This window comes from Morganella sp. HMSC11D09 (assembly GCF_001807955.1).
GTDB classification, from domain to species: Bacteria; Pseudomonadota; Gammaproteobacteria; order Enterobacterales; family Enterobacteriaceae; genus Morganella; species Morganella morganii.
In genome coordinates this window covers 17,723-33,291 of the sequence record NZ_KV791647.1, presented here as the reverse complement: position 1 = coordinate 33,291, position 15,569 = coordinate 17,723, and the positions used below count along the sequence as shown (strand labels likewise).

Sequence of the window (15,569 nt, the reverse complement as noted above, 5' to 3'; positions counted from 1 at the left end):
CTTTTATCTGGTGCTTTGATGAATTTACTCTGTTTTATCCTTTGAATTGAGGGCTTTTGTCAACCGTTCAGTCAGTTCTTCCTGAATATTTTTATCCAGCGCTTTATTATCCTTATCCGTCAGAATAAAAATATCCTCGACTTTTTCGCCGGTTGTGGTGATGCGCGCGCCGTGCAGCTGAAGGCCGAGTACGGCAAAAATCTGACCAACCTGCGCCAGCAGTCCGGGTTTATCCAGCGCATATAATTCCATGTAGCTGCGCAGGCCGCGTTTATTGTGAATAAACTTCACCCGCGTCGGCACATCAAAATGGCGCAATTTGGCGGGGGCGGTCCGGGTGCGGTGGTTCGGTACATAATCTGTGGTAACCGCGCAGGCCAGTGCTTTACGGATAGTGTCATGGCGATCGGCGGCGAGAGGCTTGCCGTCCGGCTCCAGCACCACAAAGGAATCCATTGCCATATTGTCGCGGTTGGTGAAAATCTGGGCGTTCTGGACACTGAGATTGCGGCGATCCAGCTCGCTGACCACCGAAGCAAACAGGGAAGGGCGGTCGTTGCACCAGATAAAAATTTCACTGCCGCCGTGGCTGCGCTGGTTACTGATAAGGATCAGCGGTGATGCCATATCATTTTTCAGCAGTGCCCCGGCGTGCCAGGCAAGCTGTTCCGGGGTATGGCGCAGAAAATAATCTGCATGACAGCGCGACCAGAACCGGTTCAGTTTCTGCTCATCGGCACCGTCCTGACGCAGCAGGGCCAGTGCACGGTCGCGGTGGTGGCGGATCCGCTGGCGCAGATTCGGTTTGTTATGCACTCCGCGTAATAACTGGTTTTCGGTGCTGATAAACAGTTCGCGCAGCAGACTGCGCCGCCAGCCGTTCCAGAGCGAGGCATTGGTCGCCCATATATCGGCAACGGTCAGGCAGATAAGGTAACGGAGCCGCTCTGTGCTCTGCACCTCACCGGCAAAGGTGCGGATCACTTCCGGATCCTGAATATCCCGGCGCTGCGCGGTCACCGACATCAGCAGGTGTTTTTCCACCAGCCAGCTGACCAGATCTGTGTCTGCTTCATTCAGGTCGTGATATTCACAGAATTCCCGTGCATCTGCCGCACCAAGAACGGCATGATCGCCCTGTCTGCCCTTGGCGATATCGTGGAACAGAGCCGCCAGGCGCAGCAGTTCCGGCTGCGGCAGTTTCGGCCAGACATCCACACACACCGGATGATTCACCCGCTCGGATTCCAGCCTGAAAGTATCGATTTTTCCCAGCACCCGCAGTGTGTGTTCATCCACGGTATAGGCATGAAACAGATCGAACTGCATCTGCCCGACAATATTGCCCCACAGCGGCATATAGGCGCCCAGCACGCCGTGGCGGTGCATCGGAACAAACGCGGCGCTCACACCGCGCGGATGGCGCAGGATTGCGATAAACAGCTCTCTGGCTTCCGGATACTCCATCAGCGGACGGCTGAGGTGCCGCCGGGCATGGCGCAACTGACGCAGTGTGCCGGAATGAATGCCGGTGATGGTGTCATCGCAGGCCATGCGGTAAAACATCCGCATAATGGCAGCGGGATCCTCACTGAACAGCGAATCACGGATAAGTCCGATACGGTGGCCGTACAGCTGAAAATCCTTATCAAGTGGCTTGGGGGTATCGTGGTGCCCTGCGTGCAGAATGGCTTCGTCGAACAATTGCAGCAGCATTTCATTGAGTTCGGACACACGGCGGGTGACGCGGTAATAGGCTTTCATCATCCGCTCGACCGGCTGGTTGTGCTCGCCGTCATACCCGAGCTGCTCCGCCACACTGAGCTGGCGATCAAACAGCAGGCGGTTATCGTAGCGGCTCAGAGACAGATGCAGGGCAAAGCGGATGCGCCAGAGCATATCCAGACATTCATTCAGCTCTTCCCGCTCGGCATCGGTCAGGAAGCCGGAACCGGCCATTTCATACAGCGACGTCGCACCGAAATGGCGGCGCGCCACCCAGAGCAGGGTATGGATATCACGCAGCCCGCCCGGACTGCTTTTGATATCCGGTTCCAGGTTATAACTGGTGCTGTGATAGCGGGCGTGGCGCTCTTTCTGCTCTGCCAGTTTGGCGGCAAAAAAGCGCGGTGACGGCCAGAAGCTGTCATTAAATATCTGCCGCTGTAACTGCAGGAACAGCGGCAGAGTGCCGCAGATAAGGCGCGATTCAATCAGGTTGGTGGCGACAGTCAGGTCGCCGAGTCCTTCGCGGATACACTCATCCAGGGTACGGACACTGTGGCCGACCGTCAGTTTCAGATCCCACAGCACGGCAATAAACTCCCCGATTTTCGGCGTGAGTGCTTCCGGCAGCGGGGCTCTGCTCAGCAGCAGGATATCGATATCCGACAACGGGTGCAGCTCCCGGCGACCGTAACCGCCGACCGCCACCAGGGCGAAATCCGCCACCTCATCAAAACTGAAAAACTGCCACAGGCGGATCAGCAGCTGATCGATATAATCACTGCGGGTCAGCAGCAGGGTATGAACCGGCTGGCCTTCGAGGAAAGCCTCTGCCTGCCAGCGGCGGTAATGCTCCAGGTGCTCCCGCAGCACAGGCAACTGCAAATCATCATCAGTAAAGGATAACGGCGAGGCGGGTTTCAGGGCTGATGCGGTATTCCGGGCGTTGTCCATGCGGGATCCTTGTGGCAGAGGTGTTCTGCTGCAAGGTTACTGCGTCAGCGGGGAAATAACCAGTTTTTTGCCGGTCCGCCGGGGTTATATCAGCACAGGGCCCGGCATCGGGATAAACTGCAGAATAATGCGTTTGTTTTCATCATCCACCCGGTAAATCAGGCAGCTGCGGAAGTAGTTATGCAGGACGTCACTGAGGTTAATATAGGTATCTTCGGCGATCCCGCAGCCGTTGCTTTGTCCGTCAGTGCGGCACATGCCCTGATTGACGATATCCTTCAGGTACGGGGAGGATTGCAGTATTTCCGGCGCATTATCATCGGTACTGAAACTGAACAGAGAGCGGTCCGGTGAAGCAGTCAGACGGGTGATGCGGTAGCTCTCCCCGGCATTCAGGTACTGTCTGCTCTCGCTTGCCAGCGCGGCGGTATCAATATTCAGGGCAGTGATGCTGATCCGGCCGTTGAAATAGGGATTTTCCGTCGGCAGCAGAATGTTTTTCCGCGTCGGAAACGACTGTTGTGACAACGCAACCAGTGTGAAATAGGAGCCGAGGCTGCTTGCCGGGACATACACTGACTGGTGATCAAACACCGGTTTGGTAAAGGCCAGATCAAACAGATTCAGTTCGTAAACATTCTGGTGGATCTGCACACCGACAGCATACCCGCGTGCGACAAACTCTTTCTGCCACCAGCCGGATGACTTGGTCAGGAAATAAAACGGTATCAGCATGACAAGCAGGATCAATGTGACAATACCAATAATGATACAGGCAGATTTCCGGGGGGAAGTTGTCATTCCGGTTATTCCTCAGCGTCCTGACGGCGGGGAGGTATCATGCCCGGCATGTGCGCCGGACATGAATACAGGGCGGTTACTGCGCAACGAGAATACGGGAAAGCGCGCCTTCCTCATCTTTACGCAGGGTCATGATTTCACAGCCGTCATCGGTGACAACCAGCGTGTGCTCATATTGTGCGGATAAGCCGCGATCTTTGGTTTTGACAGTCCAGCCGTCTTTCATGGTACGGATGCGGTAATCGCCGGTATTGAGCATCGGTTCGATGGTAAATGCCATGCCTTTTTTCAGCACCACACCGCCGTCATCGCCGTCATAATGCAGCACCTGCGGCTCCTCGTGGAAACCTTCGCCGATACCGTGACCGCAGTAATCGCGCACGACAGAATAATCATGGCCTTCCGCGAATTTCTGGATAGCCGCGCCGATAGTCCGCAGGCGGATGCCCGGTTTAACCATACGCAGTGCCAGATAGAGGCTCTCCTGTGTCACGCGGCACAGACGCTCGCCCTGAATCGTCGGTTTTCCGGCGATAAACATGGCAGAGGTGTCGCCGTGGAATCCGTCTTTGATAACAGTGACATCGATATTCACAATATCGCCGTTTTTTAAGATTTTATCTTCACTCGGAATGCCGTGGCAGACCACATCATTGACGGAGATACAGACAGATTTCGGGAAGCCGTGGTAGCCGAGACAGGCAGAAATAGCCTGCTGTTTTACCGTAATATGCTCGTGGCAGATGCGGTCGAGTTCACCGGTACTGACACCCGGCACAACATGCGGGGCGATAATTTCGAGCACTTCGGCCGCAAGACGACCGGCGACACGCATCTTCGCGATGTCGTCTTCTGTTTTGATTGTGATTGCCATAATTATTGATATCCGAACCGGGAATGCCCCGTGACTTTACTTAGGAATACTGGTACTGAAACGCGGTATGTTATCAGCCGGAGAAAAGGATGCCAATCATTGCGCGGAAACCCGGCGGACAACGGATAACCGCCGGCATGAAAACTGAAGAAAATGTGGTATCGCTGCGGCTTTTATGGTATAAAGCGCGCCGGCATTCCGTGTATTTTGCCCGGTTGCCGGAAACTTAAATTAACTCAACTGTTATAACACACACGAATCGGCACGTGCGCCGGGGTGCTCCGAAGCTTAACGCTGACAGGGAGTCGGAAGCATGGGATTCGTGGAGGCATAACCCCAACTTATTATTTACAGAGGTTTAAAATGGCTACTGTTTCCATGCGCGATATGCTCCAGGCGGGCGTTCACTTCGGTCACCAGACTCGTTACTGGAACCCGAAAATGAAACCATTCATCTTTGGTGCCCGTAACAAAGTGCATATCATCAACCTGGAAAAAACTGTTCCGATGTTCAACGACGCATTAGCTGAACTGAACAAAATCGCTTCACGCAAAGGTAAAATCCTGTTCGTAGGTACCAAGCGTGCTGCAAGCGAAGCGGTACAGGAAGCTGCAATCAGCTGTGACCAGTTCTTCGTGAACCACCGCTGGTTAGGCGGTATGCTGACTAACTGGAAAACAGTTCGTCAGTCAATCAAACGCCTGAAAGATTTGGAAGCACAGTCTCAGGACGGTACTTTTGACAAACTGACCAAGAAAGAAGCGCTGATGCGTACCCGTGAACTTGGTAAGTTAGAAAATAGCCTGGGCGGTATCAAAGACATGGGCGGTTTACCTGACGCTCTGTTTGTTATCGATGCTGAGCACGAGCACATTGCAATCAAAGAAGCAAACAACCTGGGTATCCCTGTATTTGCTATCGTTGATACTAACTCTGATCCGGACGGTGTTGATTTCATCATCCCGGGTAACGATGATGCAATCCGTGCAATCAAGCTGTACCTGGGCGCAGTCGCGACTTCTGTCCGCGAAGGCCGTTCACAGGATCTGGCTGTTCAGGCTGAAGAATTAGCCGCTGAATAATCTGAGTCCGCTCTCTGAGCGCTCTTATTAACCAGGTATTGCTGCAAATGGTTAGGGAGCCGTCATGGCTCCCTATACGCATCTGATATACGAACAACTCCCCGCAGAAACAGTTTCTGCGAGCTCATCGAGGAAATAACATGTCTGGAATTACCGCTGCATTGGTAAAAGAACTGCGTGAACGTACTGGCGCAGGTATGATGGAATGTAAAAAAGCACTGGTTGAAGCAAACGGTGATATCGAATTAGCTATCGATAACATGCGTAAATCCGGCCAGGCTAAAGCAGCGAAAAAAGCAGGCCGCGTTGCTGCTGAAGGCGTTATCTTATCTGCTGTCAGCGCAGATGCTAAATTCGGCGCACTGATCGAAGTTAACTGTGAAACAGACTTCGTTGCAAAAGATACCGGTTTCCTGGCATTCGCACAGGACATCCTGAATTTCGTTATGGCTGAGAAAACTGCTGATGCAGAAGCTATCGTTGCGAAATTCGAAGAACAGCGTGTTGCACTGGTTGCCAAAATCGGTGAAAACATCAGCTTCCGTCGCGCTGCTATCTTAGAAGGCGACATGGTCGGTTCTTACATGCACGGCGCACGTATCGGTGTTCTGGTTGCGGCAACCGGCGCAAACGAAGAACTGGTTAAACACATTGCTATGCACGTTGCGGCAAGCAAACCTGAATATACCAAACCTGAAGATGTTCCTGCTGATGTTGTTGCTCACGAGAAACAAATCCAGCTGGATATCGCAATGCAGTCCGGTAAACCTCAGGAAATCGCAGAGAAAATGGTTATCGGCCGTATGAACAAATTCACCGGCGAAATCTCTCTGACCGGTCAGCCGTTCGTTATGGAACCAAGCAAATCTGTCGGCGACCTGCTGAAAGAAAACAAAGCAGACGTGACTGCATTCATCCGTTTCGAAGTGGGTGAAGGTATCGAGAAAGCTGAAGCTGACTTCGCTGCAGAAGTCGCGGCAATGAGCAAATAATCATTGCATATCAGAGCCGCCGGAAGGCGGTTCTGTTTTATCTGCAGTACCCCTGTTTATCATCCGGGCATCCGTCCGGGTATCTCTGGCAATAAATTCATCTGTTTAGGACAGAACACCATGGCTACCAATGCAAAACCTGTTTATCAACGTATTCTGCTGAAGCTCAGTGGCGAGGCTTTACAAGGGAATGAAGGTTTCGGAATTGATGCGACTGTACTTGACCGTATGGCGCAGGAAATTAAGGAACTGGTTGAACTGCAGATTCAGGTCGGTGTCGTTATTGGCGGGGGCAATCTGTTTCGCGGCGCAGGGCTGGCCGAAGCCGGTATGAACCGCGTTGTCGGTGACCATATGGGTATGCTGGCAACTGTGATGAACGGTCTGGCAATGCGTGATGCACTTCATCGCGCTTATGTGAATGCGCGGCTGATGTCTGCGATTCCGCTCAACGGCGTTTGTGACAATTACAGCTGGGCTGAGGCAATCAGTCTTTTACGTCACGGCCGTGTGGTTATTTTTTCTGCCGGAACAGGCAACCCATTCTTTACCACGGATTCTGCGGCCTGTCTGCGCGGGATCGAAATTGAAGCGGATGTGGTGCTGAAAGCCACAAAAGTGGATGGTGTTTACTCAGCCGATCCGGCCAAAGACCCGGATGCGGTGCTGTATGAAAAACTCAACTATCAGGATGTGCTGGAACGCGAACTGAAAGTGATGGATCTGGCGGCCTTTACCCTGGCCCGTGACCATAACCTGCCAATCCGTGTTTTCAACATGAACAAACCCGGTGCATTACGCCGTGTCGTGATGGGCGAGAACGAAGGTACCTTGATTTCGCGTGACTAAACGCCGGGACACCGGCGGAATTTGACGGTATCATTTATAAATCGATTCGCCAAAATTATAATGCGGGCCGCGCGACAGGCACGGTCTGAAAAATTACCCGTTTCCAAGGACTCATAACGTGATTAATGAAATCCAGAAAGACGCGCAGGAACGCATGGAAAAATGCGTCGAGTCGCTGAAATCCCAAATCAGTAAAGTGCGCACCGGTCGTGCTTCCCCGAGCCTGCTGGACGGTATCGTTGTTGAATATTACGGTACACCGACTCCGCTGCGTCAGTTAGCTAACGTGGTTGCGGAAGATTCACGCACCCTGGCTATCACTGTGTTTGACCGTTCAATGTCACCGGCTATCGAAAAAGCGATTATGGCCTCTGACCTCGGTTTAAACCCGTCATCTGCCGGTACGGTTATCCGTGTTCCGCTTCCTGCACTGACTGAAGAACGCCGTAAAGACCTGATCAAAGTCGTCCGCGGTGACGCTGAGCAGGGTCGTATTGCTGTGCGTAACGTCCGCCGTGACGCGAACGATAAAGTCAAAGCACTGCTGAAAGATAAAGAAATCAGTGAAGATGATGACCGCCGTTCCCAGGACGACGTTCAGAAAATGACTGACCTGTTTATCAAAAAAATCGATGATGCACTGGCAGCAAAAGAAAAAGAGCTGATGGAATTCTGATTCGGATGCTGTGCTGAACAGAACATATAAAAATAGTGCCCGAGGGCACTATTTTTTTACTTATCAGTTGCGGAAATGACTTCTCACTCTCTGTTGACCAAAGTGCTATACTTTTGCGATTCGAAATAACGATAAAGTAACATTGAGTATTTATCATGAAAGGTTTGGCAATTCTCGGATCCACAGGATCTATCGGTAAAAACACACTCTCGGTTATTCGTCAGCACCCGGATCTGTTCCGTGCGGTGGTTCTGGCAGCCGGGAAAAATGTTCAGACGATGTTTGAACAGTGTCTGGAATTTAAACCCCGCTATGCGGTGTTATCCGACGAAGTGGCTGCCGGTGAATTGCGCATTCAGCTGAAACTCCACGGCAGTGCAACCGAGGTACTCAGCGGCAGTGCCGCTATCTGTGAAGTGGTTCAGCTTGATGAAGTGGATCAGGTGATGGCCGCTATTACCGGGGTGGCCGGGCTGCTGCCGACTCTCGCGGCTATCCGTGCGGACAAGCGTATTCTGCTGGCGAACAAAGAAGCGCTGATTACCAGCGGGCGTCTGTTTTTTGCCGCCATGAGCACCAGCCGCGCTGAACTGTTTCCTATCGACAGCGAACACAACGCGATTTTCCAGTCTCTGCCGACCGGCGTACAGTTATCTCTCGGGCATGCTGACCTGACTGCCGCGGGTATTGATTCCATTATTCTGACCGGCTCCGGCGGCCCGTTCCGTGAAACCACCTTATCTGAGCTGGCCAATATGACCCCGGATCAGGCTTGTGCACATCCGAACTGGTCAATGGGACGTAAAATTTCCGTGGATTCCGCGACGATGATGAATAAGGGCCTTGAATATATTGAGGCACGTTATTTCTTTAATGCATCAGCAAAACAAATGGAAGTGATTGTGCATCCGCAGTCGGTGATCCACTCCATGGTCCGCTATACTGACGGCAGCATTATCGCGCAGCTGGGCACACCGGATATGCGCACCCCGATCAGTTATTCCATGAGTTATCCGGGCCGTATTACCGCCGGAGCTGAACGCCTTGATTTTACCCGTATGGGCGGCCTGACATTCACTGAGCCGGATTATAACCGTTACCCGTGCCTGAAACTGGCGATCGAAGCCTGTGATGACGGGCAGGCGGCAACCACGGCAATGAATGCGGCGAATGAAGAAACTGTGCAGGCATTTTTACAAAACAGAATCCGTTTCACAGATATCGCGCAAATAAACCGTATGGTAGTGGAAAATCACCGGTTCACGGAACCTCGGTCAATTGATGATGTCCTTATTATTGATAAACAGGCGCGGGAACTGACCCGTAAATCAATCGGAAAAATCGCGAAGTAATTAATTTATATTAACGGGTTGCGTTTGTCGGTGAATAGCGCAAGTGATATAGTTCAGCGTTGCGATTTCTGTAAATCAGATTTTTAATGACCGGTTAATAACACCATGACGTTATCACTGACAAACAGAGTCAACACCGTGAACCTGCACGGTGTTTTTGTGTCTGACGCCATGTATTAACCGATACCTCAAAGGATTAACTTGCGTGACAGTATCCAGTGAAAATGCCTCAGAAAAGCCGGGACCTCAGCATGTCGCCATTATTATGGACGGCAACGGCCGCTGGGCAAAAAAACGCGGAAAATTGCGGGTTTCCGGCCATCGCGCAGGGATCAAATCGGTCCGCAGCTCGGTCAGTTTTGCCATCAAAAACCAGATAAAATCCCTGACACTTTATGCCTTCAGCAGTGAAAACTGGAACCGTCCTGAACAGGAAGTCCACTCACTGATGGAGTTGTTTGTCTTTGCGCTGGACAACGAAGTCAAAAGTCTGCACAAACACAATGTCAGATTATCCGTCATCGGTGATATCAGCCGGTTCAGCCCGCGTCTGCAGGAGCGTATCCGCCGCGGTCAGGTGCTGACCGCTAATAACACCGGTTTACAGCTGAATATCGCCGCCAACTACGGCGGGCGCTGGGATATCACCCACAGTGTAAAACAGGTGATAGCACAGGTGCAGTGCGGGGAATTGTCCGCTGAAGATGTCAGCGAACAGGATATCAGCCGTCATATTTCGCTTCATGACCAGCCGCCGATTGATCTCGTGATCCGCACCGGCGGTGAGCATCGTATCAGTAACTTCCTGCTCTGGCAGGTTGCGTACGCCGAATTTTATTTTACAGAAGTGCTGTGGCCTGACTTTGATGAAAACGCATTCAGTGATGCGGTGACTTCTTTTACACAGCGTGAGCGCCGTTTCGGCGGAACCACACCTGATGATCAGTCTGAGCAGGCTCCGGGAGGAAATGTTGCTTAAGTACCGTCTAATTACTGCCATTATTTTAATTCCGCTGGTACTGCTGGCGATGTTTATGCTCGCGCCACAGCATTTCGGCTGGGTGGTGATTGCCGTGTGTGGTCTGGCCGGCTGGGAATGGGCGCAGTTTGCCGGTCTGAAAGGTGCCGGACAGCGTATTGTCACCGGCGTGCTGTTTGCCGCCGGTCTGGCTGCGTGGCAGCTGACACTGGATATGAATAACCTGATGGCGGATGCCGCTGTGCAGGTCAGCCTGTGGGCGGCGCTGGTCTGGTGGGTCTGTGCGGTGCTGCTGGTGATCAGTTTCCCGAAATCCGCCGCGCTGTGGAAAGATTCTGTGATTATCCGCCTGATCTTCGGTGTGGTGACCATTGTTCCGTTTTACAGCGGCATGATGGTACTGCGCAACCAGGGATATGCGGGCGGTGATGTGTATCAGGGGGCCTGGTGGCTGCTGTATGTCATGCTGCTGGTCTGGGCGGCGGATTCCGGGGCATATGCCTTCGGCCGTCTGCTGGGCAAACACAAAATGGCACCGCGTGTCTCGCCGGGCAAAACCCTGGAAGGTCTGGCCGGTGGCCTGATTACCGCCGGTCTGGTGTCCTGGCTGTTCAGTCACTATTCGCCGTTACAGACACTGCCGGAAAACCTGATTATCGTGTCAGTGATTGTGGTTCTGATTTATGTGTTCGGTGATCTGACCGAAAGCATGTTTAAACGTCAGTCCGGCGTGAAGGACAGCAGTCAGCTGATCCCGGGGCATGGCGGCGTGATGGATCGCATTGACAGCCTGACCGCGGCAGTACCGGTATTTGCCGGTCTGATCCTGTTAGTATTCTCCGGCTTTTAAGCACACCGGGAGCAGACAGAAAACGCATGATGACTTTTATCTGGAACTCAGCCGCGTTTGTTATCGCGCTGGGGATTTTGGTTACCGTACATGAGTTCGGGCACTTTTGGGTGGCCCGGCGCTGCGGTATTTTTGTCGAACGGTTCTCCGTCGGTTTCGGCAAAGCACTCTGGCGGCGTACAGACAAACACGGGACAGAATTTGTCATCGCAATGATTCCGCTCGGCGGCTATGTCAAAATGCTGGATGAGCGTGTGGCACCGGTAGCACCGGAGCGTCGCCATCAGGCGTTTAATAACAAAACCGTCGGCCAGCGGGCGGCGGTGGTCAGCGCCGGGCCGATCGCTAACTTTTTGTTAGCCATCGTGGCGTACTGGATTGTGTTTATGATCGGTGTGCCGGCGGTTCGTCCGGTCGTGGCGGATATCCGCGCGGGGTCGGTCGCAGAACAGGCAAATATTTTGCCCGGGATGGAACTAAATGCCGTTGACGGCATCGAAACGCCTGACTGGAATAGTGTGCGGATGGCGATGATCAGTAAAATCGGCGATGATTTTACCGTTCTGAATGTGGTTCCGGAACCGGGGTCAGCCCCGGCGGAAAAACGCCTCGATCTCACCCGCTGGAAATTTGATCCGGAAAAACAGGATGCTGTCCTGTCTCTGGGGATCATGCCGGTGTCCGCAAAGGTCAGTAATGAGATTAATGCACTGACGCCCGGGGGGCCTGCTGAAAAAGCCGGTTTACAACCGGGGGACAGGATCGTTAAAGTAAGCGGGGAGCCGCTTACGGTCTGGCAGCCGTTTACGCTCTTTGTACGTAATAGTCCCGGTAAAACGCTCGATTTACTGATTGAGCGGGGCGGAGAACATATTAATGTGCCTCTCACACCGGAGATAAAAAACAGCGGCGGCAGTAAACAAATTGGTTTTGCCGGTGTCGAATTAAAGGTTATTCCGCTCGACCCGCAGTATATTACGGAACATCAGTACGGGCCGGTGGAAGCGGTTGCCGAGGCAACCGGGAAAACCTGGCAGTTAATGAATCTGACCGTGAAAATGATCGGCAAGCTGGTGACCGGTGATGTAAAACTGAATAATCTCAGCGGTCCGGTATCGATTGCGAAAGGTGCCGGTATTTCCGCCGATTCCGGCTTAGTGTATTATCTGATGTTTCTGGCGCTCATCAGCGTCAATTTAGGGATCATAAATCTGTTCCCGCTGCCAGTTTTAGATGGTGGACACCTGTTATTCCTGCTTATCGAGAAGATAAAAGGCGGGCCGGTGTCTGAGCGTGTAGAAGACTTCAGTTATCGTATTGGTGTAATGGCACTGGTACTGTTGATGGGGCTTGCACTTTTCAATGATTTCTCCCGCTTCTGATTAAGGAAGACCGGGACCGGTAAGGAAAACGCATAACAACGATGGCGATGAAAAAGTTGCTCATAGCGTCGCTGCTGCTTGGCAGCTTCACTGCATACGGTTCAGACGGATTCGTGGTTCAGGACATTCAGTTTGAAGGTCTTCAGCGCGTCGCCGTTGGTGCTGCATTACTGAACATGCCTGTCCGTGTCGGAGACACGGCCAGTGATGAGGATATCGGACGTACCATTCGCGCACTGTTCGCGACAGGTAACTTTGAAGATGTCCGCGTCCTGCGTGAAGGTAATGTACTGCTGGTTCAGGTGAAGGAACGTCCGACCATTGCAAATATCACCTTCTCGGGTAACAAATCCGTGAAGGACGACATGCTCAAACAGAACCTGGAAGCATCCCGTATCCGCGTCGGGGAAGCCCTTGACCGGACGATGCTGTCAAACATTGAAAAGGGGCTGGAAGATTTCTATCACAGTGTCGGTAAGTATAACGCGACGGTAAAAGCCGTTGTCACACCACTGCCGCGCAACCGTATTGATGTGAAATTCGTTTTTGCGGAAGGTGTATCCGCGACTATTCAGCAAATCAATATCGTCGGTAACACTCAGTTTACCACGGCTGAACTGGTTAACCGTTTCCAACTGCGTGATGATGTACCGTGGTGGAACCTGGCGGCTGATCAGAAATACCAGAAACAGAAACTGGCCGGTGACCTTGAAACCCTGCGCAGCTTCTATCTGGATCGCGGTTACGCGAAATTCAATATTGATTCGACTCAGGTCAGCCTGACGCCGGACAAAAAAGGTATCTATATCACCATCAACGTGACCGAGGGCGAGCAGTATCAGATTGCCGGGGTTCAGGTTGCAGGTGAAACGGCCGGTCACTCCGCTGAAATCACCGAGCTGACCGCCATTGAGCCGGGTTCACTCTATAATGGTGCTCAGGTCACCAAAATGGAGAATGATGTCAAAAATATGCTCGGCCGTTACGGCTATGCGTATCCGCGCGTCATGACCCAGCCGGAAATTAATGAAGCCGATAAAACCGTGGTTCTGCATGTGAATGTGGATGCCGGTAACCGTTTCTATGTCCGCCAGATCCGTTTCGCCGGTAACGACGTGAGTAAAGACTCCGTTCTGCGCCGTGAAATGCGTCAGATGGAAGGGGCATGGTTAGGTAACGATCTGGTTGAAGCCGGTAAAGAGCGTCTGAACCGTACCGGTTACTTTGAAACCGTTGAGGTGGAAACCCAGCGTGTGCCGGGTGTGCCGGATCAGGTCGATGTCGTCTATAAAGTCAAAGAGCGTAACACCGGTTCCCTGAACTTTGGTGTGGGCTTCGGTACAGAGAGCGGCGTCAGCTTCCAGGTGGGTGTCACCCAGGATAACTGGTTAGGTACCGGTTATCAGGTTGGTGCGAACGCCAGTAAGAACGACTACTCAACGTACGCTGAACTGTCACTGACTGACCCGTTCTTCACGGTTGATGGTGTGAGTCTCGGCGGCCGTATTTTCTACAACGACTTCCGTGCGGATGATGCAGACTTGTCCGGTTACACCAACAAAACCTATGGTGTGGACGGAACGCTCGGCTTCCCGATCAACGAAAATAACTCCCTCCGTTTAGGTCTGGGTTATGTGCATAACACCCTGTCACGTATGGAACCACAGGTTAATATGTGGCGTTATCTGCACTCAATGGGTGAAGAGCCGAACTATAAAGATCGTGCGGAATTCCGTGCCGATGACTTTACCCTGACAACTGCGTGGGTTTATAACAACCTCGACCGTGGTTACTTCCCGACCTCCGGTGTGAAATCCACTGTGAGTGCGAAAGTCACGGTTCCGGGCTCTGATAACGAATACTATAAACTGATCGCAGATACCACCGGCTACTACCCGATTGACGAAAACGGCAGCTGGGTTGTGATGGGACGCGGTCGTTTAGGCTTCGGTGATGGTCTCGGCGGCAAAGAACTGCCGTTCTATGAGAACTTCTATGCCGGTGGGTCCGGTACCGTCCGTGGTTTCCGTTCCAATACCATCGGTCCGAAAGCAGTCTACTATGACGGGGCATCCGATAAGTTACGCAGCGACAGCCCGTCCCGTGATGCTATCGGGGGTAACGCGATGGCGGTGGCCAGTATGGAACTGATCACTCCGACACCGTTTATCGACGAAAAATACACGAATTCTGTCCGCACATCACTCTTTGTGGATGCCGGTACAGTGTGGGATACCAATTGGGACAATACTGAGCTTATGCAGAAGTATGGTATTCCTGATTACAGTAAAGCAGGGAACATCCGTGTTTCTACTGGTGTTGCGTTCCAGTGGATTTCTCCGCTCGGACCATTGGTCTTCTCTTATGCGAAGCCAATCAAAGACTACCAGGGTGACCGGACAGAACAGTTCCAGTTTAATATCGGTAAGACCTGGTAATTGCAGTACAGGGTTACCATGCGTAATAACCAGTACGCTCAGTGTGCAAAGGGAATCTTTACCATTGGGTTTAATATCCAACCAGTAAATGGTGTTTAAGGGGTTTTATTGTGAAAAAGTTATTAACTGCTGCCAGCGTGGGTATGGTATTAGCGATGTCTGCCGGTGCTGCTCAGGCTGCTGACAAGATCGCGGTTGTCAACATCGGTGAAGTTGTCCAGAAAATGCCGGGCCGTGAAGCGGCAGCAAAACAACTGGAAAGCGAATTCAAAAGCCGTGGTACTGAACTGCAGAGTTTAGAAAAAGATCTGCAGACCCGTGCTCAGAAACTGCAGAAAGACGGCGCGACCATGAAAGACAGCGAGCGTCAGAAACTGGCAGGTGAATTCGACACCAAACGTGCTGACTTCGCGAAAAAAGCCCAGGCATTTGACCAGGATTTCCAGAAACGTCAGATGGAAGAGCGCAACAAAGTCATGAAACGTGTTGAAGATGCAGTGAAATCTGTTGCTTCAAAAGGCGGATATGACGTTGTGATCGATGCTAACGCAGTTGCTTACTCTGTTTCCGGCATTGATATCACTGCTGACGTTCTGAAACAGGTTAAATAATTA

The 15,569-nt window shown here is 52.2% G+C and carries 13 protein-coding genes; 10 read left to right on the top strand and 3 right to left on the bottom strand.

Annotated features, from left to right (window positions below):
- Positions 1-24: 24 nt before the first annotated feature.
- From glnD to map, 3 genes are all read right to left on the bottom strand, one after another.
- A complete protein-coding gene (gene glnD, locus HMPREF3119_RS01140; RefSeq protein WP_062773225.1) occupies positions 25-2,679 on the bottom strand; it encodes a bifunctional uridylyltransferase/uridylyl-removing protein GlnD in 2,655 nt (884 codons plus the stop codon).
- 84 nt (positions 2,680-2,763) lie between these two features.
- On the bottom strand, positions 2,764-3,480 hold the full coding sequence (locus tag HMPREF3119_RS01135) for a hypothetical protein (protein WP_004237220.1): 717 nt from the start codon (positions 3,478-3,480) through the stop codon (positions 2,764-2,766).
- A 76-nt stretch (positions 3,481-3,556) separates the two neighbouring features.
- Positions 3,557-4,354, bottom strand: coding sequence for a type I methionyl aminopeptidase (map, locus tag HMPREF3119_RS01130; protein WP_004237221.1), 798 nt, complete (start codon positions 4,352-4,354; stop codon positions 3,557-3,559).
- Positions 4,355-4,717: 363 nt separating this feature from the next.
- On the opposite strand from map, the gene rpsB reads away from it, so the two are divergent.
- The 10 genes from rpsB to HMPREF3119_RS01080 all read left to right on the top strand — a co-directional run bounded on the left by rpsB (position 4,718) and on the right by HMPREF3119_RS01080 (position 15,566).
- The gene (gene rpsB / locus HMPREF3119_RS01125) at positions 4,718-5,437 is read left to right on the top strand and encodes a 30S ribosomal protein S2 (RefSeq protein WP_004242214.1); all 720 of its coding nucleotides are present in this window, start codon (positions 4,718-4,720) and stop codon (positions 5,435-5,437) included.
- Positions 5,438-5,577: 140 nt separating this feature from the next.
- On the top strand, positions 5,578-6,429 hold the full coding sequence (tsf, locus tag HMPREF3119_RS01120) for a translation elongation factor Ts (protein ID WP_004242215.1): 852 nt from the start codon (positions 5,578-5,580) through the stop codon (positions 6,427-6,429).
- Positions 6,430-6,549: 120 nt separating this feature from the next.
- The gene (pyrH, locus tag HMPREF3119_RS01115) at positions 6,550-7,278 is read left to right on the top strand and encodes a UMP kinase (protein WP_015422460.1); all 729 of its coding nucleotides are present in this window, start codon (positions 6,550-6,552) and stop codon (positions 7,276-7,278) included.
- Positions 7,279-7,396: 118 nt separating this feature from the next.
- Positions 7,397-7,954, top strand: coding sequence for a ribosome recycling factor (gene frr, locus HMPREF3119_RS01110; protein ID WP_004242216.1), 558 nt, complete (start codon positions 7,397-7,399; stop codon positions 7,952-7,954).
- Positions 7,955-8,109: 155 nt separating this feature from the next.
- A complete protein-coding gene (gene ispC / locus HMPREF3119_RS01105) occupies positions 8,110-9,306 on the top strand; it encodes a 1-deoxy-D-xylulose-5-phosphate reductoisomerase (RefSeq protein WP_070578084.1) in 1,197 nt (398 codons plus the stop codon).
- 265 nt (positions 9,307-9,571) lie between these two features.
- Positions 9,572-10,285: a polyprenyl diphosphate synthase gene (gene uppS / locus HMPREF3119_RS01100; protein WP_070578171.1), complete on the top strand. Its 714-nt coding sequence runs from the start codon at positions 9,572-9,574 to the stop codon at positions 10,283-10,285.
- Positions 10,278-11,135 carry a phosphatidate cytidylyltransferase gene (gene cdsA / locus HMPREF3119_RS01095; protein ID WP_070578174.1) on the top strand — a complete coding sequence of 286 codons (858 nt, stop codon included), beginning with the start codon at positions 10,278-10,280 and terminating at the stop codon, positions 11,133-11,135. The genes uppS and cdsA overlap by 8 nt, the downstream gene beginning before the upstream one ends.
- A 26-nt stretch (positions 11,136-11,161) precedes the next feature.
- On the top strand, positions 11,162-12,517 hold the full coding sequence (gene rseP, locus HMPREF3119_RS01090; RefSeq protein ID WP_083297235.1) for a sigma E protease regulator RseP: 1,356 nt from the start codon (positions 11,162-11,164) through the stop codon (positions 12,515-12,517).
- 41 nt (positions 12,518-12,558) lie between these two features.
- The gene (gene bamA, locus HMPREF3119_RS01085) at positions 12,559-14,955 is read left to right on the top strand and encodes an outer membrane protein assembly factor BamA (RefSeq protein WP_004237231.1); all 2,397 of its coding nucleotides are present in this window, start codon (positions 12,559-12,561) and stop codon (positions 14,953-14,955) included.
- Between the two features lie 110 nt (positions 14,956-15,065).
- On the top strand, positions 15,066-15,566 hold the full coding sequence (locus HMPREF3119_RS01080) for an OmpH family outer membrane protein (protein WP_004242223.1): 501 nt from the start codon (positions 15,066-15,068) through the stop codon (positions 15,564-15,566).
- The last annotated feature ends 3 nt before the right edge of the window (positions 15,567-15,569 follow it).

Excerpts from the sequence above, each read along its gene's own strand:
- glnD (WP_062773225.1), bottom strand. The coding sequence starts at position 2,679 with ATGGACAACGCCCGGAATACCGCATCAGCCCTGAAACCCGCCTCGCCG.
- HMPREF3119_RS01135 (WP_004237220.1), bottom strand. The coding sequence starts at position 3,480 with ATGACAACTTCCCCCCGGAAATCTGCCTGTATCATTATTGGTATTGTC.
- map (WP_004237221.1), bottom strand. The coding sequence starts at position 4,354 with ATGGCAATCACAATCAAAACAGAAGACGACATCGCGAAGATGCGTGTC.
- rpsB (WP_004242214.1), top strand. The coding sequence starts at position 4,718 with ATGGCTACTGTTTCCATGCGCGATATGCTCCAGGCGGGCGTTCACTTC.
- tsf (WP_004242215.1), top strand. The coding sequence starts at position 5,578 with ATGTCTGGAATTACCGCTGCATTGGTAAAAGAACTGCGTGAACGTACT.
- pyrH (WP_015422460.1), top strand. The coding sequence starts at position 6,550 with ATGGCTACCAATGCAAAACCTGTTTATCAACGTATTCTGCTGAAGCTC.
- ispC (WP_070578084.1), top strand. The coding sequence starts at position 8,110 with ATGAAAGGTTTGGCAATTCTCGGATCCACAGGATCTATCGGTAAAAAC.
- uppS (WP_070578171.1), top strand. The coding sequence starts at position 9,572 with ATGGACGGCAACGGCCGCTGGGCAAAAAAACGCGGAAAATTGCGGGTT.
- rseP (WP_083297235.1), top strand. The coding sequence starts at position 11,162 with ATGATGACTTTTATCTGGAACTCAGCCGCGTTTGTTATCGCGCTGGGG.
- bamA (WP_004237231.1), top strand. The coding sequence starts at position 12,559 with ATGGCGATGAAAAAGTTGCTCATAGCGTCGCTGCTGCTTGGCAGCTTC.